Origin of the sequence: Methanobacterium sp. CWC-01 (assembly GCF_030323845.1) — an archaeon.
GTDB lineage: Archaea > Methanobacteriota > Methanobacteria > Methanobacteriales > Methanobacteriaceae > Methanobacterium > Methanobacterium aridiramus.
Genome location: NZ_CP040735.1, coordinates 1,149,183 through 1,174,888, shown reverse-complemented (window position 1 = coordinate 1,174,888; position 25,706 = coordinate 1,149,183). Strand labels below are relative to the sequence as shown.

Sequence of the window (25,706 nt, the reverse complement as noted above, 5' to 3'; positions counted from 1 at the left end):
GGTGTTGGAATGAGAATTACCATCAAACAGGAACGATACCTAATTACAGAAATTCTTACTAAACTGGGAGTATCAGCAGAAGATGCCACCATTGTAGCTGAGGTAACCGTCGACGCTGATTTAAAAGGTTTTTCATCCCATGGAATCGGCAGGTTCCCCCAGTATATCAAGGGACTCAAAGTGGGCACCATCCATCCCAAAGCAGAAGTAACGGTGGAAAGGGAAAGCCCAGCCACGGCATTACTTAAGGGAAACCATGGTTTTGGACATGTTATTGCCTACAGAGGAATGGAAATGGCCATTGAAAAGGCAAAAAGTGCAGGTATAGGGATGGTGGGCATCAATAACTCCAACCATTTCGGAGTGGCAGGATACTATTCAGACATGGCCATCATGCAGGACCTTATCGGACTGGTTATCACCAACACCGAACCAGCCGTGGCTCCCATTGGAGGCCAGGAACCAATACTTGGTACCAACCCCCTAGCGATTGGAATACCATCCAATAGCCATTATGTCTCCGTGGACATGGCCACCTCTGCTGCGGCTAGGGGGAAGATCCTGGAAGCCATGCGTAGGGGAGAGGAACTACCAGAAAACGTGGCTCTCGATGCGGAGGGTAACCCTACCATTGATCCCTGTGCAGCCATAAAAGGATCTATACTTCCCTTTGGGGCCCATAAGGGATATGCTCTGGCGTTCATGATTGAAATAATGTCCGGACCCCTGGTGGGTGCTGCCTACGGCAAATACGTGACCGGGACCGCCAACCCAGAAGTAGAGTGCACCAAAGGGGATCTTCTGGCTGTTATAGACCCTTCATGTTTTGTGGATCTGGATCAGTTCAAAGCGGAAGTGGATGATTTCATAGCCGAAGTAAAGGCTACTCCCAACGTGTTCATACCAGGCGATATGGAACTGAGAAACATTAAAAAGTTCAAAAAAGAGGGAATTCCAATTGATGAGAAGTTAGAACTCCAATTAAAAGATTTATGCCAGGAAATGAACATCAATTGGAAAGATATGACAGAAAACTAATTATTTAACTTTAGTTGGATCATCTAAAAAAAGGGTTAGAATACAAGGATTAAGCCCACTAATAACATTGGAATATCAAGGTGTATCAAATGGATAGCAGTGAAGCTGTCTTTAACGGACTTAAAAATGCAGGAATAGATTTTGTAGCTAGCTTGCCCTGCGTTAACCTTGATAAACTAATGCAACTGGTGGATTGTGATCCTGAAATTAAGCACATACCCGTTACCCGGGAAGAAGAAGGTTTTGGTATATGTGCGGGGGCCTTTCTAGCCGGTAAAAGGCCAGCCATTCTCATGCAAAACTCGGGGCTGGGAAACTCAGTTAACGTATTGGCATCCCTGTACAAACTATACCAGATTCCCATTTTGATGATAATGAGTCACCGTGGCACCCAAGGGGAGTTCATGAGCGCCCAGATACCCATGGGAAAGGCCACCCCCGGAGTGTTGGATGCCCTGAAAATAGCTTACCTTAACCCCAAAACCCCGGAAGATGCTTTAAAACTTATACCCGAAGCCTGGATTCTGGCCGAGGCCGGTGAAGCACCCCTAGGAATACTGTTGGATATTACTTTCTGGTGAGTTAGAAGGTGAAAAATGCAGAGAATAGAAGCCATCCGTAAAATTTGCGAATATCTGGATGATGAACTGGTGATCTGTAACATCGGGTTCCCCTCCCGGGAGTTATACCATGTTAAAGATTCTCCCACCCACTTCTACATGTTAGGATCCATGGGCATGGCCTCCTCCATAGGTCTGGGACTATCCTTGGCCCAGGACCGCACGGTAGTAGTCCTGGATGGGGACGGATCAGTTCTGATGAACCTGGGGAGTCTGGTCACCATATACAATCAGAATCCCAAGAATCTGGTTCTGGTGGTCGTGGACAACGAGTGCTATGGTTCCACCGGTAGTCAGTGTACCTACAGTTCCACCACCAATCTTAAGAAGGTAGCAGAAGCTATTGGCTTCCGGAAAACTTTTTTCTTCACGGATAAGATTGATTTCCAAGGGGTTTTAGATGCTGAAGGGCCAGTATTCGTCCATTTGAAGGTTCTCCCGGGAAATGCAGATGTTCCTGTAATTCCCATGGAGCCAGAAGATATTAAGAAGAGATTTATGGAAGAAGTTCAGGGAAAAACAAGTAAAAAATAATAAGTATTGTTCTAATGAGTTCACTTCTTAACTTGTTTTCCCACGGAAAAGGCCTTGGCAACGAAATTTCCCACACGGTAATAAGCGGAATCATCTGGACTGTAAATTAGGGGTTTTATTTTTTGCAGTAAAGAATCGGATTTATGAACATCCTCCTCCACTTTAATGTCCATAATCTCGCCTATAAATTGTGTATGCAGTCCGATTTCAAGGCTCTGGAGTAATTTACACTCTAAAACAAATGGAAACTCGTCTACATATGGTGCATCCACAACTTCACTTTTCTGGGGGGTCAATCCAGTGGCCTGGAACTTGTCCAAATCTTTGCCTGATGTAATTCCAAAAAAATCGGCCTCCTTAACATATTCGGCTGAGGGGATGCTGACCGTGAAGGCTTGACGCTCCAATATATTGTGATAGGTGTATGTAGCTTCTCTCAGGGATACTGAAAGACAGGGTGGCACAGAACAACATATACCTCCCCATGCTGCAGTCATAACATTTGGTTTACCTTCCTTATCGTAGGTTCCCACCACAAAGACCGGAGTGGGGTGCACAATTGTTTTAGCGCCCATTGATTTTTTCAATTTTTAGCCTCCTGTAAACATATTCCTTAGAAAAATTTGGGTTTAATAATAATCTATCACTCCAAAAACTACCAGTGCTCGTAACGAACCAATTCCTTTAACTCCTTTCGAGTTTTGGTGCCGGATTCATCGGCAGGATAGCCTAAAGGGGTGAATATTAGTGGTTCTACTTCTTCTGGTAGTTTTAATATCTTCCGTGCTGCTTGAGAATCAAAGGCAGCTATCCAACAGGTGCCAAGGCCCAAATCAGCTGCAGCGAGTATGAGATGATCCATGGCAATGGCCACATCCACATCCACATAACAACGCCCATCTCGACGTGTCCATCCCTTCGAAGGAATTGCACAGGCACATATCACCAGGGGGGCCTCCGAAAACCAATCCGCGTGGTATATGCTTTTTAAATCTTCTTCTTTACCCCTGGTTTCAACTACAATCAAACTGAAAGGCTGTTTATTTGCAGCTGTGGGAGCAATACGTGCAGCTTCCAGGACCCTTCGCACTTTATCATCTTCCACAACTTTGTCCTGGTAGCTGCGGACACTGTACCGGTTTTCAATCAATTCTTGAAATTCCATAGCATATCAACTCCAATTCCAAAAGATTAATTCACTACTCTTCTAAGGTCTTCTTTACTTCCTTTAGTTTTTCGCGGATGGGAAGTCTCTGGGAACACATCTCTTCACAAAGCCCACATTCCAGGCAGTTAGAAGCGTGTTCAGTGTCTTTTAACATGAAGTAGTACTGTCCCCGGACATTGGTAATGTCGTTGAGCATGGCGGCCTGATTGAGGTAACTTAGACACTGAGGTATGTTTATTCCCGAAGGACAGGGCATGCAGTAACCGCAGGCACTGCATTCCACGGTGATCTTGTCCTTGTAGGCCTGTTTAACCTGTTCCATGACCTCATTTTCCCAGGGGGATAATGAATCAGGCCACCCCTTTTCCGCTGTTTTAAGGTTTTCTAGGAGTTGTTCCATGGTGTTCATCCCACTTAAGACCACATCAATCTGTGGAATATTCCAGAGATAACGAAACGCCCATTCTGCCGGTGTCCAATCGGATCCTTCCCACAGCTTCGCCACCTCGAAGGGTACCTGTCTGGCCAGAACTCCACCTTTTAGTGGTTCCATGATAAGGGTACCGATGCCTCGCTCCGCTGCATATTCCAGGCCTTCCTTACCGACCTGGATCTGTTCATCCAGATAGTTGTACTGTAACTGGCATACATCCCACTGGTAAGAGTTCACCACTTCTTTAAAGAAGGCAGTTTCATCGTGACATGAGAATCCAGTGTATTTTATTCGTCCATCAGCAACTGCCGAATCTAAAAATTCCAAAATCCCCAGATCCTCCAGGTGAAACCAGTTTTTTTCTTTCAAGGAGTGAAGAAGGTAAAAATCAATTTGGTCGGTTTGTAAGCGTTTTAATTGCTCGTCAAGAAATCTATCCATATCTTCTGGTTCTTTTAACAGCCAGGTGGGAATTTTAGTGGCCAGGTAAACCTGACTACGTTCGTCCCGCTGGTACAGGTACTCTCCCAGGAAAACTTCACTATTACCACCTTCAGAGTTGCTGATGCCATGGTAGGGGTAGGCGGTGTCCAGGTAGTTCACCCCATTTTTTAGGGCATGATCAAGGAGTTTGGAAGCTTTTTTCTCATCTATTTTATCATATCGACCCTTAACAGGTAGTCGCATGCATCCAAATCCCAGTATAGAAACCTTTTCCCCGGTTGAACCTAGTTCTCGGTATAACATGGCGAACCTCAAATTTTTTGGAATATTATTTATTACATAATCCAAAGTTCATGGCCATCTCCACTTGAGCCATAAAAAAATTAACCCCTTCTTCTCTCAAATTCATCCAGCAACTCTTCCAGTTCCACTCCTTTATAGACTAGAAGAAGTAAAATGTGGAATATCAGGTCCGCTGATTCTTGAACCAGATTCTCATTGTTTTTGGAAGCTATTATTACCTCAGCAGCTTCTTCCCCGATTTTTTCCAGGATCTTGTCTTCTGCCTTTTTTTGGCTGTCCTGCATGATGTTGGAGGTGTAGGAGTCCACCGGGTGATTGCGACGGCCCTCTAAAACCTGATAAACATCCCTTATAACCTTCTCTTTCACCCTAATCCTCCTTTTTATCTCTTTTACTAGATTCCTGGCGTAAACTAGTGGTTATAGCTATTAAAGGGTGTTGAGCATCGTCAATGATTTGTATATCATCCAAGGAGAATATACCATTCTTATCTGCGGTTTTTTCCATACCCAGTTTAAGATCACGGTCCAGTTTTATTACGTAGGAATCTATCTCCTGGTATCCTAATTTTCTGGCAGCCACGGTACGATGGTGTCCGTCAACCAAAATGAAACGATCTCCAGTTTCAACCACGATGGTTGGCTCAGCCAGACCCCTTTCAAGCTCATAGGTACGCCCTTGAAGTTCATCGGCATAAATACGGTTTTGGGTGGGCCGTAGTTTATTAATGGGAACGGTTTTATGTATAAGTTTGGTTTTAATATCGTAGAGTTGTTCCAGGGTTTTCTTGAAATAGTTAACCTTCATGGGTGTTGATCTTTCAATATGGGAACGCACAATATCAGTGTTGGTTATAATACCCACCAGATGTCCTTCACTATCCATCACAGGTAGACGTGATATGCCCATGCGAAACATGACTCTGGATGCATCGTTAATAGTCATCTCCTGATCAGCAACCACCACATCGGTGGACATGATTTCTCTCACACTCCTTAACCATGGTTTTAAAACCAGGTCAAATGCAGTAACCATGCCCATAACCTTCCCATTAGTCTTCACTGGAAATCCATCGTGACCAGTGACCTTCATAAGTTCGATGACTTCTTCGTTGGATGTATCAGGGGTGACGGTAATGACCTTCTTGGTCATGTAGTCCTTCACCAGGGCTGAACTACTCATCTTATCCCTCCTTATAATGTTTTTCCCATAATAAGTCTTTATCACATTCTATCTTTATAACACGATGACAGGGGATTTTGGTTTCGTCTTCCAATATCATAAATCCGCCTTCTAATGATTTAATTTCACTACCATCTATTCTTTTCAGGTTTCCAGGGATTCCCCGATGTATGAAGGTGACTGTGCAATTTCTAATCTTCTTCTCAGGATGCCAGAGCAACATATCCAAAACACGCTTGGCCATAAGCCTTCCCCCATACCGACAGGGCAGATCATAAGTTTAAGCCCTTGCTTCCAACTCATCTCGAATTAACTGGTTAGTGTGGGAAGGATCGGCCTTTCCACGGGTTAATTTCATTACTTGACCAACTAAGAAGTTAAGGGCCTTCTTTTGACCATTATAATAGTCCTTAACCGCTTCCGGATTGTTTTCAATAGCCTGCCTAACGGCCCTCTGAACTTCATCCTCTTCAACCACCCCCATTAACCCCATTTTCTCGGCAATGGTACTGGGCATCTGGGAGTTTTTAGGTAATTTCTCCATGATCCTCTGTCCAGCTTTGGTGGTGATCTTCTTATCCAGCAACATATTAAACAGTTCCACCAATTGCGCAGGGGTGATTTCACTTTCCTTGAAGTTCAACTTGTTGTAGTATACCACTCTTTTGACCTCATCCCTCATCCAGAGGGCGGCAAATTTAGGGTCCACTTCCAGGGCTACCTCCTCAAAGGCATCGGCCAGGTCGATTTCAGAAGTTAACACCCGGGCATGATCCTCAGGGATACCGTACTCCTTTACGAATCGTTCTGTCTTGATGTGAGATGGTTCTGGCATGTGTTCCCGCACGTATTCCACCCGTTCCTCCTCCGCCAGCATAGGGGGCAGATCAGGGTCGGGTATGTAACGGTAGTCATCGGCCTCTTCTTTAAGCCGCATGGGGACGGTGATCATCTGAGATTCCAGGAAAGCCCTGGTTTCCTGTTTCACTTCTATGCCCCGCTTAATGAGGTTCTTCTGCCTCACCATTTCAAACTTAAGGGCCTTGTAGGCGCCCTTGATGGAGTTTATGTTTTTTATTTCTGCCCGTTTACCACCTTCCAGGGAGATGTTAACATCGGCCCGCATGGTACCTTCCCCCCGGGCACTGCCACTGTACTCCAGTACCCGGATAAGCTCTCTTAAGAATTTACGGGCTTCCTCAGGTGAAGTCATGTCGGGTTCGGTTACAATTTCTATGAGTGGAATGCCAGAGCGGTTGAAATCCACAATTCCCAGGTCAGGTTTGTACTGTCCGGGATCTTCCTCCAGGTGCACCTCCCTGATCCGGACTCCGTTGAGATCTCCTTCAAAACCAATGGGAATGGAAGTTCTCTGGTATCCTGAAGATAAATCCGGATAGTCATAATGTTTTCTCTGGAAGTAAGTTAGCTCTGGAGTTATTTTACAACCTAACATCAAAGCGATTTTTATGGCCCCCTCTATGGCATCATGGTTAGGGGGATATGGCTTCGCACCTGGTTGGTTAAGGCATACAAAGCAGATATTATGGTTGGGTGCCGCTTCCTGGTAGTTGGTGCGGCAGTCACAGAAAAGTTTAGAATTGGTATCAAGTTGAACGTGAATTTCTAATCCGCATTTCATTTTAATAGCGATTCCTCCTATTTAAGGGTGAGAAGTCTATCCTCATTCTTTGGTTTATTATTGAGACACCTTTTGATATATCTTTTTACAAAGGGTTCCAGGTCCCTGCGGTAACTGGACCCCACAAGCCTATCAGCATCAGTGAAGGTTCCTTCAAGTTTTCTTCCAGCCCAATGAACTTCTTCTTCCACTCTCCTACCCTTCCCAGTTCCAAACATGGAAAATAGAGGAAACTTGGTTAGTCCATTGGCACCAGCCAGTATTAACGGACCTATATTGGCCAGGTTATCAATCCAGGTCCCGGTGATGATTTCCAGATCCGGAAAGCGGATCCGAGTGGCGGCCACCACTCCCGCATAATACAGTGACGCCGGTTGTGGTTTCCGGGCATAGGGAGTGCCTTCATGGGGGTTTAAGGAGTAAAATATTAGGCGGTTAATACCATAGTCTTCAATCAGGCTAAACAGGTAGTTAAGATCCTCAGGAGTCTCTCCTAATCCCAGAATGATGGTGATGGCCTTCTTAAAACCCAGCTCTCCAGCCAGTTCTAACATATCCATAATATCATCCAGATTCTTACTGGGACATATTTGACGCTGCAGATCAGTATTGGCAACTTCCACAGCTCCAGTTATGCCCTTAATCTCTTCACCATAAGAATCAATGTCCTTGGTAATCCCCACGTTTAGCCAAACCGGACTGCCCGTTAACTGGTAGATTTCCTGGGCCAGATCTCTGATCTCGGAGGTGGTAAAAGAACCATAACCCCCAGATAGGAACTCTATATTCCAGCCCATCCTATTTACCACCTCTACTTCCGCTAATATGGCTTCCAACCTCCTTCGGGCCTTTTGAGGATCCTTGATGAGTGGCTTCTGGGTGGACATGTAACAGAAGGCACAATCCCCCTTATCACACCACCAGGAAAGGAATATGGCCCTTTCCAGAGATATGGTGTCTCCATGATTTTTCAGTGTAATCTGATTGGCCTGGTTCAGTAGATCCAGTATCTCGAAGTCTTTAATTTTGTTTATTAGATTCATAGATTCCCTAATATCTTAGATAAAATATTTACGATAAAAACCACTCTAACGATATCAAAATCGTGATTAGATGTTGAAAGATTTATTTATCACAAAAAGATTTAATATGGAGTATATTCGAATTGTTTAATATCCTTATTGCCAACCCAAAATGTTTATATACCATAAATTACTACCTTCAAACTACATCTCGGTCTGTTTATGTTTTTTAATAAACTTGTCAACTGAGAAAATAGTTTGCAAATTTAGCAGGCTTTACTTGGGAATTGCCGCCGTAGCTCAGTAGGTAGAGCGTTCGGCTGTTAACCGATTGGTCACAGGTTCGAGCCCTGTCGGCGGCGCTCTGGGCCCATAGCTTAGCCAGGTAGAGCGCCCGGCTCATAACCGGGCGGCCATGGGTTCGAATCCCATTGGGCCCATCTAATTTAACTCCAATATTCATATGCTCCGGTGGTGTAGTCCGGCCAATCATTTCGGCCTTTCGAGCCGAAGACTCGGGTTCGAATCCCGGCCGGAGCATTACTACCTTTTAAGGTTTTGAATTACTAACGGCCTATTACAGATAATCAAAGTAACCTTTGCAGGGGTGCCCGAGCTGGCCAAAGGGGACAGGCTTAGGACCTGTTGGCGTAGGCCTACCAGGGTTCGAATCCCTGCCCCTGCATCGCATAAGTTACATCCACAACCATGAACAATTCAAAGTGCCGGGGTGGGGTAGGTGGTTATCCTACGGGACTGTGGATCCCGCGACTCGGGTTCGAATCTCGGCCCCGGCCCCATTTTTATCTTACTGATTTTTTGGTAGAATCTTATTTTTTATGAATCCTTTTTTCACGAGAAAAGGGATCAATAATCACATATACCGCTGAAATTAGAAAACTACTTATTCATAATGTTTCATATTATGGCTTGGTACTAGATGTTGGTGGGTTTATGATAAAAATGGAAAAGACATGCGGTTCAATAAAGTGCGATGTTTTGTGTGATGGAAAAGTTATTGGGGAGATGGACGGAGTAATTATAACCCAATGGTTTTTAAAAAATAATTACCGATACACGGGAACCTTTTCCAGATTCACTACCAAAAATCCGGAATTAAGCCGTTCGGGCATAACAGTAGATATTAAATTTAGAAACAGCAAAATGATGGCTAAACAAGCTTCAATAGATTGGATAAGGGGCCCTAGTAAAAATGGAACTTTTCTGGCCAAAAATATTGAATACGATGAAGCCGAGGAGTCTATTTAAGTTATTTAATTCTTTCCTGGCGTTATCATCCAATTATTATTGTTTTTTGGTGCAATATGAGTAAAACTGGATCCAGAGAGGAACGTGAACTTGTTAAAATGTTGTGGGACGCGGATTGCGCTGCTATGCGGGCACCTGCATCAGGAGGAGCAACCAAGAAACCGCTTCCAGATATTATCGCCGGTAATGGCAAAATTTATTTAGCCATAGAAGTTAAATCATCTTCCAAAGACCGGATTTATATTAATTCTCAAAAAATAGAAGCTCTTTTGGAGTTTTCTAATATTTTCGGAGCCCAACCTTACATAGGGGCCAAATTTTTACGGGAAAAATGGCGTTTTGTCCGGCCGGAGGATTTGTACCGAACCAAACAGGAAAACTTCCGGTTGGATAAAGAGTTGGCCTTTTCCAAGGGAATGGAATTTGACGAGTTATTGGGGAAAAGTAAGCAGGTCAAATTTTCGGGATAAAATTTTCGGGATAACTACTTCAATTATCTTATCCTGGTACTATTCATCAGTCCCTTTTTCTCCAGGTTTCCCTATTTTTTCATCCTCAATTAAATTTTCCATCTGTTCTTCGTTTTTATAGGCTACCACCGCAGCGTATGCCACCCCTAGAATCAAAGGGCCCAAAATGAATCCCACCAACCCAAATATCAAGGGTCCGGAGAGGAATCCCAGGATAAATATCATGGGATGAATATCTGCGTATTTCCCGGAAAGTTTGGGGCGGATATAGATATCGCTTCCACTCAGGAATATCCCGAATAAAAGTACAGCCACGGCACGGATGTAATTACCAGATACAAGATCCCAGATGGTGAGTACGGTGTAAACGGGCCAGGGCCCTAAGATGGGGATGAGTTGGAAAAATCCGGTTATTATACCCAAAAATAGGGCATATGGGTATCCAAGAAGGTAAAAGCCTACGCCGGCCATTAATCCAATTATTATGGCTGTTAAAAAGTGCCCGTAAAAGATACTCTTTAGAACCCGTTCGATCTCGCTATATAAGTTTTCAAAATAGTGTTCTCGGCCGGCAGGGATGGTATATTGTATATACTCCATTAATTTATCACCATCACTGGCTAAATAGAATGTTGAAGCCAGGAATATGAATATCTGCAGGGCCAACATGGGTATGGACTCTATCAGACCCAAGATGTAGTTCACGACATATCTGATGATGTCCGCCAATTCCACGTTGACGATGTTAAGAATAGAAGCGATGTAGGGATAGATGGTGGCCGGGATATTTTCCTGAAGGACAACAGTCTGTTGTGCTGAAGTACTGTTTAGTAAACTGAGATCTATACCTCGGGCTAGTTCTACCAGGGAAGAAGAAGATGAAATGAGGGTGCCGATACTATAGGCTAAAAGTGCAATTAAGGGCAGGATCACTATGATCATGGCCACCACAATGGCCAGGGAACGAAATTTAAGTTTAGGTTCCATTTTATGGGCCAACGGCCTTATACCATAGGCAAAAATAGCCCCCAGAATAACCATACTGATTATGGGATAGATGACCATGAAAGATAACGCTAGAAGGACTATAACCACAAAAAATGCCGATGTGAGGGTTCCCTTCAATTTGTAAATCATAATACACCTCTTATTAGAGTTTGTGCCTTGTACCAGAGGAGTCACGTCGGTAAGATCCAAATTCAGTGATCAATCGCAGCTCATGTCCCCAAAAAACTGGGCCCTCGGCACAGACTCGCCAGCCCATGTCATCAACACAACACTGGCCGCATATCCCCACAGCACATTTCATCCATCGTTCCAGGGAGAACTGTGAGGAGATATTATGATTTTCAGCAATTTCAAACAGTGCCTTCATCATGGGCTCCGGGCCGCAACTTACCAGCATGTCAAAGTCATCATCCTGAAGAAGTTTATCGGCCAGTACGGTGGGAAACCCGCAGAAACCACAGCTCCCATCATCGGTGGCAGTATGGACCTTAACCTCCATTTCTTCAAGTTTTTCCACGTAAAGCAACTCTTCTTCAGTGACTGCGGCACAGATCACCTCCAAGTCCAGGCCCCTTCGGATGGCTTCGGTGGTGAAGGCAAAAACTGGGGCCATTCCAATACCTCCGCCAACAGCCAGTATCTTTGACCCTGCCATCTGGAAGGGCCTACCATAGGGGCCACGTAGCCCAATCTTATCACCTTCTTTTAAGGAATGTAACTGGTTGGTGATTTTCCCTACATTTTTAATGGATACGCCTATCTCACCAGCCACCGGATCAGCAAAAGAGATGGACATGGGCTTCTCATCCTGGAAGTTCCACACCATCAAAAACTGCCCCGGATGAACCTCTCCCCCATCCCAATCAAATATGAAAGTTTTAACGGTGGGATTTTCGGTTTCTATCCTTTTTATCTCCAAAACCTTTGGAACGTGCATGTTATCAGTCCATAAACATTTTTTAGTCCTGATGAGCCAGGCCCACCATTTCATCTACAGAATGGAATTCTTTATCCTTCATGAAAACGGCCATTCCATTGGCGATCCTCTGGAATACATCCAGTCCCTGGTACATGACCGCGGTTCCAACCTGAATACAGCGGGCCCCAGCATAAAGGAACTCCACCGCGTCCGCATAGTCCATTATACCACCCACACCGATTATTGGAATCTTCACCGCTTCATAGACCTGGTAAACACATCTTAGGGCAATTGGTTTAATGGCCGGGCCTGACATTCCACCAAACCGGTTGGAAAGAACTGGTCGTGCTGTTTCCAGGTCAATACACATACCCGGTCCTAGAGAGTTAATGAGGGTAAGTCCATCGCAGCCTGCATTGGCTGCTGCAACGGCTATTTCAATAATGTCCGTAACGTTAGGAGTTAATTTAACAATGACCGGTATTTGAACCGTTTGTTTAACCTTTCTTACAATTTCTGCCGTTAAATCCGGATCTTGACCTATGGAAGCTCCGCAGCCAGTCATGGCATGGGGACAGGATACGTTCAGTTCCAGGGCATCAACCATATCTTCCACCTCCCTAGCTACCAGGGAGAACTCTTCAGGAGATGATCCGTAAAGCGAGGCAATGGTGGGTACTTTTTCATCGATTTTTTCTAGTTCCACCTTGAAGGCCTGGACCCCCGGGTTGGAAAGGCCAATGGCGTTGATTATTCCTCCCCGCACCTCTACGGTGGTGGGATTGGGGTAGCCCTTGTTCTGTTCCAGACTAAAAGACTTAGTAACTATGCCTCCCGCCCCATTTCGAGCGGCCCAGTTCAAAGAAGATGCTGTGCTGCCCAGTACACCGGCAGCTAGTAGTATGGGGTTTTTTAATTTCATATTCAGAATTTCTACTTCAAGCATGATTACACCCGGAGCAATGTTTTATAATCCTTCCCCTACACAGTAAACCCATGGAATGTTACCTCAGCAGTACTTTCGCCGGATTTATAGCTCTAGATGAAAATTTCAACCTCCTTGATTATGAACTTTTCCCAAAGAATAAACTGTTAGAGAAGTATCTGAAACTTCAAACTGGGGAAATAACTGAAGAAGAGAAGCTTTTAATCGGAAAAATGGCTAATGATGGTTACCATATCGTCATAGAGTCCAATAAGTTGGCTTCAGCATACAAAGAGCTTGATTCCGATTTTGAATTTAGGATAGCATCTAATACCCCCGGGGGGAAGTTTTTACGAGCTAATCTCCCTCACATTCTGCAGAAGGTCGGTTTCATCGAGATGGCCAATGATCTTAGAGGAGTGCTACATGAATTATCCATCCGGGTCACGGAGGAAAAACTCAGAACCGCCTCCCGGGCCGATGACCTGCTCCTCATCCAAGCCATAAACGCCATAGAAGAGGTGGAAGAGTCTGTAGTGAAGCTGAGCGAAAGACTGAGAGAATGGTATCCTATACATTTCCCGGAACTGGATCTGGTTAAAAATCAGGAAAAGTACGCCGAACTGGTGGCTTTATATGGTGATCGAGATTCTATAATCGATTCTGGAGTTTTAGCTGAAGTTTTAGATGAAGATATCAATCTGGAAACCAGTTTAGGGTCAGATATATCCCCGGAAGACCTGGAAATCATGCAGGAATTTGCCAGGAGCCTGCAGGCCCTGATGTTAACTAAAAAATCCCTGACGAGTTTTGTGAATAAGAGGATGGGTGAACTGGCCCCTAACCTCCGGGAACTGGCTGGTGCATCTCTTGGTGCCAAGCTCATATCCCACGTGGGCAGCATCAAACGATTGGCCATGCTCCCCTCCAGCACCATCCAGATCATAGGGGCGGAGAAGGCACTTTTCCGACACCTGAAAACTGGAGAGCGACCCCCCAAACACGGACTCATATATCAACACCCCGAGGTCCGGGGGTCCCGGTATTGGATACGAGGAAAGGTGGCTCGTCTAATGGCTGCCAAAATAAGCCTGGCGGTACGGAAAGACTTCTTCAGCGGTGACAAGAACCCACAGATTACAGAAGACTTTAATAATCGCTTAGAGGAAATCAGAAAGGCACATCCATTTCCGAAAAAGAGCACCAAGACCAAAGTATCCAAGAAGAAGAAAAAGAAACGGGATAAAAAACGTTTTACTCGTAGCGAATTGAAGGATTATTACTAATGGGTGACGAATTTCATTGGATTTAGGGGGAGAAAACATAGAATTAGGAGAAATAACCATGTTAAATGATCTGGTCGCCATTGTATCCATCTTATCCAGCATAGTTTCCATGATCCTGGCAATCTATGCCATATTGTTCTCCCGAAGAGTGGAAGAACGCCTGAAAAGTAATTTCCTGATACTTAAAAAAACCATGGAACAGAACCGTGACCAGGCAGAGGCCTGCCTTTCCAACATAGACAAGGAAGCAGAAGCCATTAAGAACACCGTGGCCGACAGTCATTCCCAGATTCACCAGACCCTCCAGATGCTGAAGAAAGAGAAATAGATCTATTGAAGATTTATAATTGAGGATCTAAGATGGAAATAAGAGAAAAATACCCAGGAGTCTACCAGTTAGAGGATAACGTGGCCACCGTTAACCTCCGGCCCCAGGTGAAGGTTTACGGCGAAAAGTTGGTGGACTTTGAGGATAAGGAACTCCGGATATGGGACCCCCGCCGTTCCAAGTTAGCCGCAGCCATCAGAAATGGCCTGGTAACCTTCCCCTTTAAGGGAGACTCTAAAGTGCTTTATTTAGGGGCTTCCGCCGGGACCACCCCCTCCCACCTGTCAGACATTTTGGTACATGGTTCCTTGTTCTGTGTGGAGTTTTCACCGCGGATGATGAGAGAACTATTACACTTGAGCCGTCAGCGGGATAACCTGATCCCCATCCTGGACGATGCCACCAAACCCCATCATTATCAGTCCTTAATGGAGGAAGTGGATGTGGTGTACTGTGACGTGGCCCAGCCCAGACAGACTGAACTTTTTATGGATAACATGCGCAGATTCCTGAAAGAGGATGGTCTGGGGATTATAGCCATTAAATCCAGGAGTATAGACGTGACGCAGCGTCCTAAGAAGATCTTCCGCCAGGAAGAATCCAAGCTAAAAGCAGCGGGCTTCCGGGTGCTGGAAAAAGTAGACTTGGAGCCCTACGAGAAGGACCATCGGATGGTGGTGTGTGAGTTTGCTTTTTGAGGCACGGTGTTTTATTTACGCATGTTGAACCATGTTTGGAGGGGTGAATGGAGAATAAAAACGTTTTTGAATCTATAAGAATCAGGAGTCTGATTTTCTGGACTGTTTTAGGCTTTGTTTCGATCTGCTATTAAAAAGCTTCATAAAGAATATACTATGTCTTCAACACTTCAAGAAGGAAATAAGCATCATATTATATTAGGTTGGTGATAAAAATTAAAATGAAGGAAGACATGAGAATAAATGTCGATTTGACTATTAATGTCTATAGTTGAAAAACGATTTAATTCTTTCAATTAAACTCTTCGGATGTTCAACCCGTTTTTTCAGATCCTTTTTATCTTTTTCAATTACTGCTTCTCTTCTATGTTTAGACATTGATTTTGCCCAAACAACCTCATCTTCTGTAATAAAATAATGAGATTTACATTCATGGAGCCAATTACCGAAAGAAGGAGTTAATGAAACTGTTTCACCATTATAACACAAGTGGTATCTGGCAGTTGAAAGAGATGCGACTATTTCAGCTCCACATCCACAAGGACATAAATGTTTCGTAACATTGTATTCCAATGAGATATAAAGGGTATTATCTTCTATTTTCTCAGGGATAGTTTCAACGAATTTATGATCCATGATTGATCAACTCTTCATCAATGATGAATACTGAATTGAAGGTAATATCTACCTGGTTATAAAATCCAGAATATTTCTTCCATTCTATTACAGCTAATACTGCATTAAGTGCATTTAATTCAGTAATTTGAATATTTTGCGTGTAAAGATTATCTTCATCTTCTTGTTTAATTACAGGTATTTTGTCTAAATAAGTCCTGTTTTCAGGAGTAATCATTGTTTTTCTAATTTGGCCTCTTAATGAATCTCCTGTCTCTAGTTTAGTTATTCCCATCCCCACGTCTACAAAAGGTATTTTACACTCGATAAGGTAATCAATAATTATTCCTTTGTCTTTTGAGTTATCAATAGCAACAAAAACAAAATCATACGAACTTAATGATTCTATGTTATTTTCATCAATATATTCTTCGCAACAATGAATACCTGAGCGAAGTTTTTCATATTTACTTTTTAAATATGAAACTTTGCTTTGGCCTTTTAGTAGTTCTTCTAAAGGTACTGCTCCAGGCATCCTATAAGCATTATGATTTTTTAGTTGATCTCCATCAAATAATGCAATCTCTGCAACTGGTGTTTTAGAGACATAGTCCAATATAAATGCTCCAGTACCACCTAAACCGATAATAGCAATTTTTTGATTTTTTAATTTGTTGTTAATCTCAGTTATTCCCGCTCGAGCAGTATTTGTATCAGGATAGTTAAATACACTATCTTGCTCATAAGAAGCATAATCAAAATGTTTAGGCCTCACACTTGGATCAATTGACCGAGCAGGAGCCCCTAATAACTTAATATATCTCTCCATTTTTTCATAAAAGTCAGGATATCCATTATCAGGTCTTGAAGATAACTGATGATGGCCAATAATTTCTTCCGTCAAAGAATTTTTATTGTTATTAAGAACAAAAGGCAATTTATCACCATTTTGGTTACAAGGAAGATCACCAGTAAACCAAACAGTATGATCTTGTTGAGTTATAGTATTTCCAGAAAGATTAAATGGACAGAAAATAGATGCAAACGCTACCTTCTTTTTAGTATTCACATAAGGAATGCCCTCAATAACTATGTTATTATTAAGGATTGAGATAGCGAAACCTTCATCTTTTAATTTTTTAAGATCTGGATTATGATCTATTAGTTGAGTCGACATTTATTCTCATGTCTTCCTTCATTTTAATTTTATCTCCAACAGAATAATCTCGTGGATCTTTTCCATTTTTATTAGTTGATGTCATCGTATAATCTTTGGCAGCATCATCATAGCTACCAAAAGCCAAAACAACAACTTCTTCAAATGTATATTCTTTATTTTTTTCTACGGTTTTAGGAGTTCCATTAATAAAAACAGTAATTTCTTTCACGATTTCCCCTCCAATGAATTAAGTAATAATAGATTAATCAATTATCAATATAAAATATGCTATTTTTAGCGTTTATCCTGAATTTGACTAACTCATTTTTAAAATATAGTATTTGACAACTTTAGCAGGTAGTTTCTTGACAATAACTTGACAAATCTGACAGATCCAAAATGTAATGACAAGAGAAGAGTGCCAAGTCACCTACTTATGCCTCGCTGAAGTTTTTAAAGATTTGAAAGAAGACATTAAACTTTTACAAGATGTTCTGCAGCTGCATGGATGATGAAATGGAGTGAGGTCTTTTTTGACACTTATATTTCAATAATAAAAATTTATCACATGAATATAAGCATACTATTTTAGTGCATTTCTAATGGTTATTTTAGGGATTAAAAGTGCAAAAATTGCAATTAACATCAGTATAACACATATTCCAAGGATATTTTCCTTTTTTTCATTGGATATTTTTAAATCTTCTGTAAATTTGGATGAAAAAAAATAGGGCAATATTTAAAGAAAGAAAAGAAGCGACTACGAATTCGTCTTTTGAAAGTTGATAGAAGAAATAACGGATGATAAAAAACTGTAATATTAAAAGGACCCCCATGGCCATCGCATAATTAAATGAAACATTAATATTTCCAGTTAGCGCGTTAGCTATATCATGCCTCTCTGAAACATCAAATTCTCTACGTTTATAATAAAAGCCGCAAATAAAAGCCATCAAACCCAAAGTAACTCCGTAAAGGAATATGGGGGCGTAGGAAGTTAAAAAACCTGCCAAACTACCGATAGTTATAATCACGCCGGTAAATAGCAGTATTAGTCTTGTTTTATCTTTCAAAAAACTGATTATAACGTTTTGACCATTTTCAGAAGACTTTAAATAATTTTTACGGACTTGATTAACTAAAAAGATAGTAATCAACACTGCACCTATCACATAATAAAAAAACGTGGATGAAACATAAGCGGGGTTATAATAGTAGATGTAAACCAAAATAAGCCATTGAACAAAATTAACACCAAATTCAGCCGTAATATATCTAACCGTGACTTTAATCCTCCTATCAACAGTATAAAACCCAGATATAAGGAGCATCACTCCTACAGTAATGCCAAATATATCTAAGGGAGACTTAGACCCCAAATAAATTGCTAAATACAGTAATATTATACCAATACCCAATATTGTTATCAACTTTTTTTCATCCATAATAACTCCCAATTAAGATACTAAAACCACATTTAATTGCAATCTCTCTGTTTTCTGCCCATAATCCCCCCAGACCACCACATCAAGGCTCTGTAGATTGTCTACCTAAACGTAACCTTAACTCTTTCGCCAAGAACCCACCAAAAAAGTCCGACAATAGGGAATAATAAAAACAAAGCTAATAGGGAATAGATGCTTAATTCTCTTTTAAAGATAAAAATAAGTCCCAATAAGGCACCTATAGAATATAAAAAATTGTTATAAAATCCTATTCTGGCATTATTAGTCCGGGAAAGATAAACAGCAGCAAACCCGCCCAAAATGAACACAGATATTGTTAAAAGATCTAGAAACAAAGACCTTGGTAAGAATTTAACAAAAAACACTAAAAACCCAATCACAAAATTCCCTAAAATTATAGCAATGACAGGATGATATCTATTCATTTCATTCTGACCTCAACAGTAACGACCTAGTCGTTTATTGGTGTGGGAATGTGTAAATTCACGCTTTCTCAAAGATGTTTATTCTGCTAATTTTCTATTTTTTTACCAGGTAATTATTCGTGTATTATCAGCTTTCCGATATAATTGGATGTAATAGTGTACAAAACTTATTAATCCTACGATCATGCCAATAAAAAATATATAATCTATTAAATTCAAAAATAGCGCTTTATTCATGTAAATACTGATTAACATTCCACTCTGGATAGTTAATATGATTAAATAAGTCGAATAGAATATTCTATAGTTGAACTTCTTGACTCTATAAGCATTGAATAAAATAAAGGGAAGGAAGAAAAAGATCATTACCAAAAAGGATAACGAATTTTCAATAGTCAGATAAAAGAAAGAAGATAAAATAGGAAATATTATGCTTGAAATCAGATGTAATACCTCTTTTTTCATTATAATAACCTCATTTCATTCAATTTCGTTGTATAAACCACGGATCATCATCTAATTCAATCATACTATGTGCACTGTAAGTCATTGAACCTACACCCATAGAAAATACAACTACCCCTACTGGAGTTCCTATGCCTCCTGATTCAACAATAATTCCTGCACCTGTCATTGCCAAAGCATAACCTCCAGCAAGTCCAATTAAACCTGTTGTTAAACCTACTACCTTTTTATCATTTAGTTGATATCCGTCATTGCTAGTCGTGCTGGCCGCATTAACTACTACTTTTGTTGTTTTGGTTGGTGTTGAAACTTGAACTTTGTAGGCTATTTTTTTCCAGTAACCTTTCTTATAATGCCAGGTAGTAAGCCAGAACCCAGTAGTCTTCTTCACCCATTTAACTCGCAACTCATAGTGCCCAGGCACCCATACCGACAACCATCCCCACCCATATCTATGGCCTGGAACCCACACCCAATAAGTCCTAGGCACATAATACGTAGTACTCACCCACCTTTTAGTCGAATACCAGTACCCTGGAACCCAGACATACTATACTTAGTTGTAGTAAGGGACTTAATATTTACATTTCAAGATAGCAGTGCACAATTCTCCTGAAGGAAAGTCATGACTATTTTCGTGCATTTAGGATAAAAAGTGCAAAAATTACGATAAACGGCACTATAACACACAGCCCCAAGATATTTTCCTTTTTTTTCATTGGATATTTTTAAATCTTCTATAAATTTGGATGGAAAAAATTATGGCAATACATAGGGAAATAGTGCCGGCAGTAGACCAATCTTGTATTGACATTTGATGGATGAAATAACGTAAGATTAAAAATTGTAAGATTAAAAGGACCCCCATGGCCATCACATAATTAAATGAAAATTTAATATTCCTAGTTAGCGCATTAGCAATATCCCGCCTCTCTGAAATGCTAAATCCTCTACGTTCAAAATAAAAACCATGAATAAAAACCATCAATCCCAAAGTAATCCCATAAAGGAAAATGGGAGCGTAGGAAGTTATAAAACCGGCTATACTAGCAATTATTATAAATACACCGGTAAATAGCAGTATTAGTCTTGTTTTATCCCTCAAAAAACTGATTATGACATTCTGACCATTCCCAGAAGACTGTAAATAATTTTTACGGACTTGGTTAACCAGAAAGGCAGTAATCAACACCGCACCAATTAAATAATAGAAAAACGTGGATGAAACATAACTATGATTGTAGTAGTAGATATAAATCAAAATAAGCCACTGAACAATATTAACACCAAATTCAGCCGTAATATAACTAACCGTGACTTTAATCCTCCTATCCACAGTATAAAACCCAGATATAAGGAGCATCACCCCTACAGTAATACCAAATATATCTAAGGGAGACTTAGACCCCAAATAAATTACTAAATAAAGTAATATTAAGCCAATACCGGATATTATTATCCAATTTTTTTCATCCATAAACATCACTCTATAGAGAATTTTACAAAATGTTATTAGGGTTTAAACCACTATGAAGAATTATATCACCTAAATCCCGAAGCCACATCTGTTATGCCCTCCTGAATTAAATGTGCTCCCCCATATCCCATTAAGAATCCAAAACCTTCAGGAGAAAAAGCAGTCCCTCCTGCAACTAATAAACCACCTCCAGCTATTTTTACAACTCCTACAACAATTTGTTGTTGATTTTTATTTAAATAGGGTTGTTTATTATTGAATAGCATTTCACGATTAGTAAGGGGTGTATACTGCACTTTGTATGTGATTTTTTTCCAGTAGCCTTTTTTATAATGCCATACTGTCTTCCAATACCCACTTTTAACCCACACCCTCACCCAGCGCAATTCATAATGACCCCACACATACCAGGAAAGAGGACCCCAATGAGCCCAATAACCAGAAACCCAAACCCACCTCAACTTCCATCCATAATGACTCGTATTAACCCATTCCTTAGTCGAATACCAGTAACCATCCACCCACACATACTTGAACTTGGTTGTGTAAGCCATGGCTTTAATATTTTGCATCTCCTCATCCGTCAACAACGTACCATTCACCTCGATGGTACCATTAGCCACAATGAGCACAAAACCAGTAGAATCAGTCAAATTAGATATAAACAACTCACTAAACCGGGTCCGATTCATCTCCACAAATCCAAAATTAGGATCAATCAGATAAACCATGGTGCTGGTTATATTCCGTATAATATTGTAGTGATAATTCCCATTAATCTTCAAAACCACAATATAATCCGTCTGGAGCTGATCCACACCTAACCGGTACCCCGCTGCGTTCAAACCTTTACTCAAGGCCGCCTGCTTCAAACCATACATAGTAGTCCCGGTTTCATCAGTACCGGCCAGAGTAGCAAGCTCATCTTCAGTAGCATTCACACCCAGATTCTTCATCACCGTAGCCAGCGCCGCAGGCCCACAAGTATAAATGGTGGTGGCCACCACCATCTCACTGGAATCTATCCAAGCGGTATCCGTAACCCAGTTATCAGAAATACTATTACCAGACACAGTAGAGTTACCTGAGTCGTAGTAACAGATTCCACAACCATTATCCACCACAATATTCCCTTCCAGGGTAGTATTATTGGATTTAAAAAGATAAACACCAATCCAATTCCCCTTAACCGTGTTTTCCGTTAAATTATTGCCAGTTGAATTGTAAAGATGCACTCCATCCCAGTTGTCAGTCACATTATTTCCAGATAAGACCGTGCTGTTTGAATTTTCAAAATAGATCCCATAATAATTATCCGTTAAATTATTCAACGATACACTATTACCGGTAGAATTGTACAAAGCCATCCCATAATAATTATCCCGAACTACATTCCCCGATATGGTGTTATTACTGGATAGATAGAAATAAATCCCCTTATCATTACCAGTAACACGGTTCCCACTGATATTACAGTTATTTGCAGAGCTAAAGGCAATACCATTCGCATTATCAGCCCCACCTATGTTTAAACCCTGTATTGTTGAACCACTACCACCACTTGTAATTAAAAAAACACTTTTCTCGGTATCCGCCGCATTAACCGTGACATTCTCACCAAGAACCGGCTTAATAGTAACTGTTTTATTAACCACAATGTTCTCCGTGTAAGTACCATCACCCAGCAGTATAATATCACCATTTAAAGTATCAGTATCATCTATTGCCGCCTGTATACTATTAAATGATTCATTGGTCCGGGAATTAAGCACACCCACCATACTAACAATAACGGTTTTAGTAATGGATTGATTATCTAGAGATACGGTAACATTAGCCGTGCCAGAGGATGTGCTGTTAAGCCTTGACACTGCTTTACCATTTCTAGTAGACGCTGGAGTGATAATGGTCCCAAATGTGGTGTTGAAATCTACTGGTATCCCTTCTGGAACAGTATCCCCCGAAGAAGTATCCTCTCCCTGGTTATTATGCGTTAAATCTGCAGTTATTATATATGAAGCACTTTCCGTGACAGATTGATCACGTGAACTGGTAACCGATAACACGATCCATTGAGTGATGTCCATGGTGCCCTGGACTGAAGCCAGTACTTCAGTTTGATTATTAGATCCCCACCAGTTGTTAGTGGCATTTACAGTTCCACTACCCTCATTATAAAGCCCATATCTACCATTTCCTGCAATCCTATTAAGATAAATCCCAGCAGAAGAATTGTAAAGACAAATTCCATCCAAACTATTATTCGATATTGAATTACTATAGATAGTGTTATTAAGTGAGCTATTAACCTTGATTCCATGGTTACTATTATTTTTGACAGTGTTATAAGCAAGGGTAGTATCAGAACTCGTATCAATAAATATACCATTATTGATATTGCAGGAGATGGTGTTTCCAGACACTTCATTACCCGATGAGTTATCCACATATACCCCGTTTAAATTGCTGGTAAGGTTGTTTTGAAATATGGTGTTGTTATTAGAATTATTGATAAAGATTCCAGCGTTACCGGTAGCTCCTATAATAATAAGGTTCTGTATAATTGAACCACTTCCCCCCAATTGGATGGTGAATACGGGAAGATCCATATCCGCGGCGTTAACTGTTGTGTTTCCGGATAGTGATGTGATTTTAAGCCTTTTATCTACATCTAGGTTTTCGGTGAAGGTTCCATCCCCTAGGGTGATGGTGTCGTTGTTCTGGGTGTCAGCATCATCTATAGCAGCTTGTATGGTAGTGAAGAATTCCTGGGTCCGGAAATTGTACACCTTATCCGGGTTAGAAACCGCGATCCACGGAACTACAGATACAGAGTCGGGTAAAGCACCCTCGGTACAGTTATAGGATGTTAAAATCTGTGAATACATATACACCAGGGATTCAAAACCCATGAAATCGCCTAAACTGGTATCAGCCACATAATTAGGTGCATATCCATTGCTATTCATAGAATTTTTGATATCAGCGGCCAGGTCCACAAATTCAGCATCAAAAACCAAGCCCAGGGTAATGTTTTCCAGGGGACTTGCCGCATCCTGGAAACCACCCAGAATAATAGTGTTATTTAACTCGTCATTGATGTTCAATACAGCCTGGGTGGACAGTTTCAGGAACTGAGCCATATTCACCTCGATTCCAGAAATTTCCACCCCACAGGGAAGCTGATGATTAGTTTCAATATAAGTTTTCACCACCTCCGAAGCAGTTTTAATCCACTCCACGGTGAAGGCAATATCTGCCCCGAACCAGGGATCATAGAGAACCGTCCCCCCGGCCACGCCAATGTCGCTGGGACCGGTTAAGGAAACCACGGGATCATCTGAACCCCACCAGTTACCAGTTGCATCCACAGTTTCCGAACCATCATTGTAGAGTCCGTATCCCTCATATTCCAGGCCATTTCCAAATATCCGATTGAAATTAATGTTACCCGATGAGTAATAGAAGATGATTCCACTTCCATTATTATCAATGAAGCTGTTCCTGGTGATGGTACCATTATTAGAGTAATGAGCCTCCAATCCCACCCCATTAAGTGTCAAGTTATTATCAACTATCTGGTTGTTATCTGAATAGTCCAGATAAAGCCCATAATCGTTGCTGCTCCCATTATTCCCGGAGATGATGTTGTTGGGGGAGCTATTCAGGCACATTCCAAAATGGCTACCGGTGAGGTTGTTTTCAGTTAAGGTGTTATTACCCGCGTTGTCCAGCCATATTCCACCATAATCATTACTGGTTAAATTGTTCCCCCGACACGTATTGTTATCCGAATAATCCAACACCAGTCCACAAACATAATTATCGGCAAAACTATTCTCATGGATGGTGTTATCACCTGATTGGTAGATATACAGGCCATAATCATTATTGGTACCGTTATTTCCAGATATGGTGTTGCTGGGGGAGTAATCAAGCCAAATTCCCACATAGTTACTGGTGAGCTGGTTATCGTTCAGGGTATTATTAGCTGAGTTTTGTAGCCAGATTCCCCGGCAACTATAGTTGTTAATTATATTGTTCCAGGATATTGTGTTGCTATCTGAATGATCCAGCACCAAGGCGTAGGTGTAGTGATTGGCCAGGGTATTCCCGGTTAGAGTATTACTCCCTGAGTATTGGAGCCACATTCCATTGTAATTGGTGGCCAATTCATTGCCAGATATGGTGTTGTTCCCGGAAGATTCAAAATAAAACCCATAACTGTTGTATGATAGGTGGTTTTGTGATATGGTGTTTTTATGGGAGTTTTTCAGGTAGATTCCCCAAAAATTATTGATGATGGTGTTCCCTGAAATAGTAATACTATCCGAATTTTCCAGGTAGATTCCCACACTGCCTGTGGCCCCCATTATAGTGAAATTCTGTATCACTGAGCCATTACAGTTATTTTCAATGTCAAAAACTGGGAAAGAAGTATCAAAAGCCTGAACCGTTACATTCGCACCAGAAGCTGCCGTTACCGTTAGCTTTTTATTGATAACCACATTTTCAGTATAAGTATAAGCAGTCCCATTATCATCACACACAACAACGGTGTCATTATCCCCCGCACCGTTTACAGCCGCCTGAATACTGTCCCCTGGATTCACAGTCCAATCAGCAGCCGAAACCACACCCGTACAAAGACTAAACACCAACAAAATTCCCACGAAAACCAAAAACCTATTCACAAAGATCACCCAACCCTAAACATAAACATTTATATTAATATTACTCACTAATAAAAATTATTACTAACAATATTGTCCATCAAAAACAATCAAAAATAATTAAATCCTTCCTTACC

The 25,706-nt window shown here is 41.4% G+C and carries 26 protein-coding genes and 5 tRNA genes; 13 read left to right on the top strand and 18 right to left on the bottom strand.

Going from position 1 to position 25,706, the window contains the following annotated elements; all coding sequences use genetic code 11:
- Positions 1-9 precede the first annotated feature (9 nt).
- From comC to comE, 3 genes are all read left to right on the top strand, one after another.
- Entirely contained in the window at positions 10-1,038 is a 1,029-nt protein-coding gene (gene comC, locus FGU46_RS06350; protein ID WP_286472852.1) for an L-sulfolactate dehydrogenase, read from the top strand.
- An 89-nt stretch (positions 1,039-1,127) separates the two neighbouring features.
- The gene (comD, locus tag FGU46_RS06345) at positions 1,128-1,619 is read left to right on the top strand and encodes a sulfopyruvate decarboxylase subunit alpha (protein WP_286472847.1); all 492 of its coding nucleotides are present in this window, start codon (positions 1,128-1,130) and stop codon (positions 1,617-1,619) included.
- A 15-nt stretch (positions 1,620-1,634) separates the two neighbouring features.
- Positions 1,635-2,192, top strand: a complete 558-nt coding sequence (gene comE / locus FGU46_RS06340; protein ID WP_286472844.1) for a sulfopyruvate decarboxylase subunit beta — start codon at positions 1,635-1,637, stop codon at positions 2,190-2,192.
- A 20-nt stretch (positions 2,193-2,212) separates the two neighbouring features.
- On the opposite strand, the gene FGU46_RS06335 is transcribed toward comE, so the two are convergent.
- The 8 genes from FGU46_RS06335 to FGU46_RS06300 form a co-directional block, all read right to left on the bottom strand.
- On the bottom strand, positions 2,213-2,779 hold the full coding sequence (locus FGU46_RS06335) for a flavin reductase family protein (protein ID WP_286472840.1): 567 nt from the start codon (positions 2,777-2,779) through the stop codon (positions 2,213-2,215).
- A 68-nt stretch (positions 2,780-2,847) separates the two neighbouring features.
- Positions 2,848-3,357 (bottom strand): nitroreductase family protein, encoded by a 510-nt coding sequence (locus FGU46_RS06330; protein WP_286472836.1) that lies wholly within the window; start codon positions 3,355-3,357, stop codon positions 2,848-2,850.
- A gap of 34 nt (positions 3,358-3,391) precedes the next feature.
- Entirely contained in the window at positions 3,392-4,540 is a 1,149-nt protein-coding gene (locus FGU46_RS06325; protein ID WP_286472834.1) for an aldo/keto reductase, read from the bottom strand.
- Between the two features lie 80 nt (positions 4,541-4,620).
- On the bottom strand, positions 4,621-4,908 hold the full coding sequence (gene hisE, locus FGU46_RS06320) for a phosphoribosyl-ATP diphosphatase (RefSeq protein WP_286472830.1): 288 nt from the start codon (positions 4,906-4,908) through the stop codon (positions 4,621-4,623).
- 1 nt (position 4,909) lies between these two features.
- Positions 4,910-5,722, bottom strand: coding sequence for a CBS domain-containing ParB/RepB/Spo0J family partition protein (locus FGU46_RS06315; protein ID WP_286472826.1), 813 nt, complete (start codon positions 5,720-5,722; stop codon positions 4,910-4,912).
- Between the two features lies 1 nt (position 5,723).
- Positions 5,724-5,966 (bottom strand): DUF504 domain-containing protein, encoded by a 243-nt coding sequence (locus FGU46_RS06310; RefSeq protein WP_286472820.1) that lies wholly within the window; start codon positions 5,964-5,966, stop codon positions 5,724-5,726.
- 36 nt (positions 5,967-6,002) lie between these two features.
- A complete protein-coding gene (gene gatB / locus FGU46_RS06305) occupies positions 6,003-7,364 on the bottom strand; it encodes an Asp-tRNA(Asn)/Glu-tRNA(Gln) amidotransferase subunit GatB (RefSeq protein ID WP_286472817.1) in 1,362 nt (453 codons plus the stop codon).
- Between the two features lie 17 nt (positions 7,365-7,381).
- A complete protein-coding gene (locus FGU46_RS06300; RefSeq protein ID WP_286472815.1) occupies positions 7,382-8,407 on the bottom strand; it encodes a radical SAM protein in 1,026 nt (341 codons plus the stop codon).
- A gap of 268 nt (positions 8,408-8,675) precedes the next feature.
- Here FGU46_RS06300 and FGU46_RS06295 point away from each other — a divergent pair.
- The 7 genes from FGU46_RS06295 (at position 8,676) to hjc (ending at position 10,125) form a co-directional block, all read left to right on the top strand.
- Positions 8,676-8,748 (top strand) — tRNA-Asn (locus FGU46_RS06295).
- A 4-nt stretch (positions 8,749-8,752) separates the two neighbouring features.
- Positions 8,753-8,826: transfer RNA gene (locus FGU46_RS06290), tRNA-Ile, on the top strand.
- Between the two features lie 25 nt (positions 8,827-8,851).
- Positions 8,852-8,926, top strand: a tRNA-Glu gene (locus FGU46_RS06285).
- Between the two features lie 61 nt (positions 8,927-8,987).
- Positions 8,988-9,071, top strand: a tRNA-Leu gene (locus FGU46_RS06280).
- A 39-nt stretch (positions 9,072-9,110) separates the two neighbouring features.
- Positions 9,111-9,186 (top strand) — tRNA-His (locus FGU46_RS06275).
- Positions 9,187-9,340: 154 nt separating this feature from the next.
- Positions 9,341-9,655 (top strand): hypothetical protein, encoded by a 315-nt coding sequence (locus FGU46_RS06270; protein WP_286472813.1) that lies wholly within the window; start codon positions 9,341-9,343, stop codon positions 9,653-9,655.
- A 56-nt stretch (positions 9,656-9,711) separates the two neighbouring features.
- Positions 9,712-10,125, top strand: a complete 414-nt coding sequence (gene hjc, locus FGU46_RS06265; protein ID WP_286472812.1) for a Holliday junction resolvase Hjc — start codon at positions 9,712-9,714, stop codon at positions 10,123-10,125.
- 39 nt (positions 10,126-10,164) lie between these two features.
- Here hjc and FGU46_RS06260 read toward each other — a convergent pair whose 3' ends face one another.
- The 3 genes from FGU46_RS06260 to FGU46_RS06250 are packed head-to-tail and all read right to left on the bottom strand — an operon-like array spanning position 10,165 to position 12,998.
- Positions 10,165-11,262: an AI-2E family transporter gene (locus FGU46_RS06260; protein WP_286472811.1), complete on the bottom strand. Its 1,098-nt coding sequence runs from the start codon at positions 11,260-11,262 to the stop codon at positions 10,165-10,167.
- Positions 11,263-11,275: 13 nt separating this feature from the next.
- Entirely contained in the window at positions 11,276-12,070 is a 795-nt protein-coding gene (locus FGU46_RS06255) for a dihydroorotate dehydrogenase electron transfer subunit (protein WP_286472810.1), read from the bottom strand.
- A gap of 22 nt (positions 12,071-12,092) precedes the next feature.
- Complete coding sequence (locus FGU46_RS06250; protein ID WP_286472809.1) at positions 12,093-12,998, bottom strand: dihydroorotate dehydrogenase; 906 nt, start codon at positions 12,996-12,998, stop codon at positions 12,093-12,095.
- A 50-nt stretch (positions 12,999-13,048) separates the two neighbouring features.
- On the opposite strand from FGU46_RS06250, the gene FGU46_RS06245 reads away from it, so the two are divergent.
- Genes FGU46_RS06245 through FGU46_RS06235 form a run of 3 tightly spaced genes read left to right on the top strand, consistent with a single transcriptional unit; the run spans position 13,049 to position 15,289 of the window.
- Positions 13,049-14,263 (top strand): NOP5/NOP56 family protein, encoded by a 1,215-nt coding sequence (locus tag FGU46_RS06245; protein WP_286472808.1) that lies wholly within the window; start codon positions 13,049-13,051, stop codon positions 14,261-14,263.
- A 58-nt stretch (positions 14,264-14,321) separates the two neighbouring features.
- Positions 14,322-14,591: a hypothetical protein gene (locus tag FGU46_RS06240; RefSeq protein WP_286472807.1), complete on the top strand. Its 270-nt coding sequence runs from the start codon at positions 14,322-14,324 to the stop codon at positions 14,589-14,591.
- 32 nt (positions 14,592-14,623) lie between these two features.
- Positions 14,624-15,289 carry a fibrillarin-like rRNA/tRNA 2'-O-methyltransferase gene (locus FGU46_RS06235; RefSeq protein ID WP_286472806.1) on the top strand — a complete coding sequence of 222 codons (666 nt, stop codon included), beginning with the start codon at positions 14,624-14,626 and terminating at the stop codon, positions 15,287-15,289.
- 258 nt (positions 15,290-15,547) lie between these two features.
- Here FGU46_RS06235 and FGU46_RS06230 read toward each other — a convergent pair whose 3' ends face one another.
- From FGU46_RS06230 to FGU46_RS06200, 7 genes are all read right to left on the bottom strand, one after another.
- Positions 15,548-15,925, bottom strand: a complete 378-nt coding sequence (locus FGU46_RS06230; RefSeq protein ID WP_286472805.1) for a ubiquitination-like system serine protease family protein — start codon at positions 15,923-15,925, stop codon at positions 15,548-15,550.
- The gene (locus FGU46_RS06225) at positions 15,915-17,081 is read right to left on the bottom strand and encodes a ThiF family adenylyltransferase (RefSeq protein WP_286472804.1); all 1,167 of its coding nucleotides are present in this window, start codon (positions 17,079-17,081) and stop codon (positions 15,915-15,917) included. The genes FGU46_RS06230 and FGU46_RS06225 overlap by 11 nt, the downstream gene beginning before the upstream one ends.
- A complete protein-coding gene (locus tag FGU46_RS06220) occupies positions 17,056-17,292 on the bottom strand; it encodes a hypothetical protein (protein WP_286472803.1) in 237 nt (78 codons plus the stop codon). The genes FGU46_RS06225 and FGU46_RS06220 overlap by 26 nt, the downstream gene beginning before the upstream one ends.
- Before the next feature lie 454 nt (positions 17,293-17,746).
- A complete protein-coding gene (locus FGU46_RS06215) occupies positions 17,747-18,508 on the bottom strand; it encodes a hypothetical protein (protein WP_286472802.1) in 762 nt (253 codons plus the stop codon).
- 930 nt (positions 18,509-19,438) lie between these two features.
- Positions 19,439-19,810 (bottom strand): hypothetical protein, encoded by a 372-nt coding sequence (locus FGU46_RS06210; RefSeq protein ID WP_286472801.1) that lies wholly within the window; start codon positions 19,808-19,810, stop codon positions 19,439-19,441.
- A 324-nt stretch (positions 19,811-20,134) separates the two neighbouring features.
- Positions 20,135-20,896: a hypothetical protein gene (locus FGU46_RS06205; RefSeq protein ID WP_286472800.1), complete on the bottom strand. Its 762-nt coding sequence runs from the start codon at positions 20,894-20,896 to the stop codon at positions 20,135-20,137.
- Between the two features lie 65 nt (positions 20,897-20,961).
- Entirely contained in the window at positions 20,962-25,590 is a 4,629-nt protein-coding gene (locus FGU46_RS06200) for a NosD domain-containing protein (RefSeq protein WP_286472799.1), read from the bottom strand.
- Between the last annotated feature and the right edge of the window lie 116 nt (positions 25,591-25,706).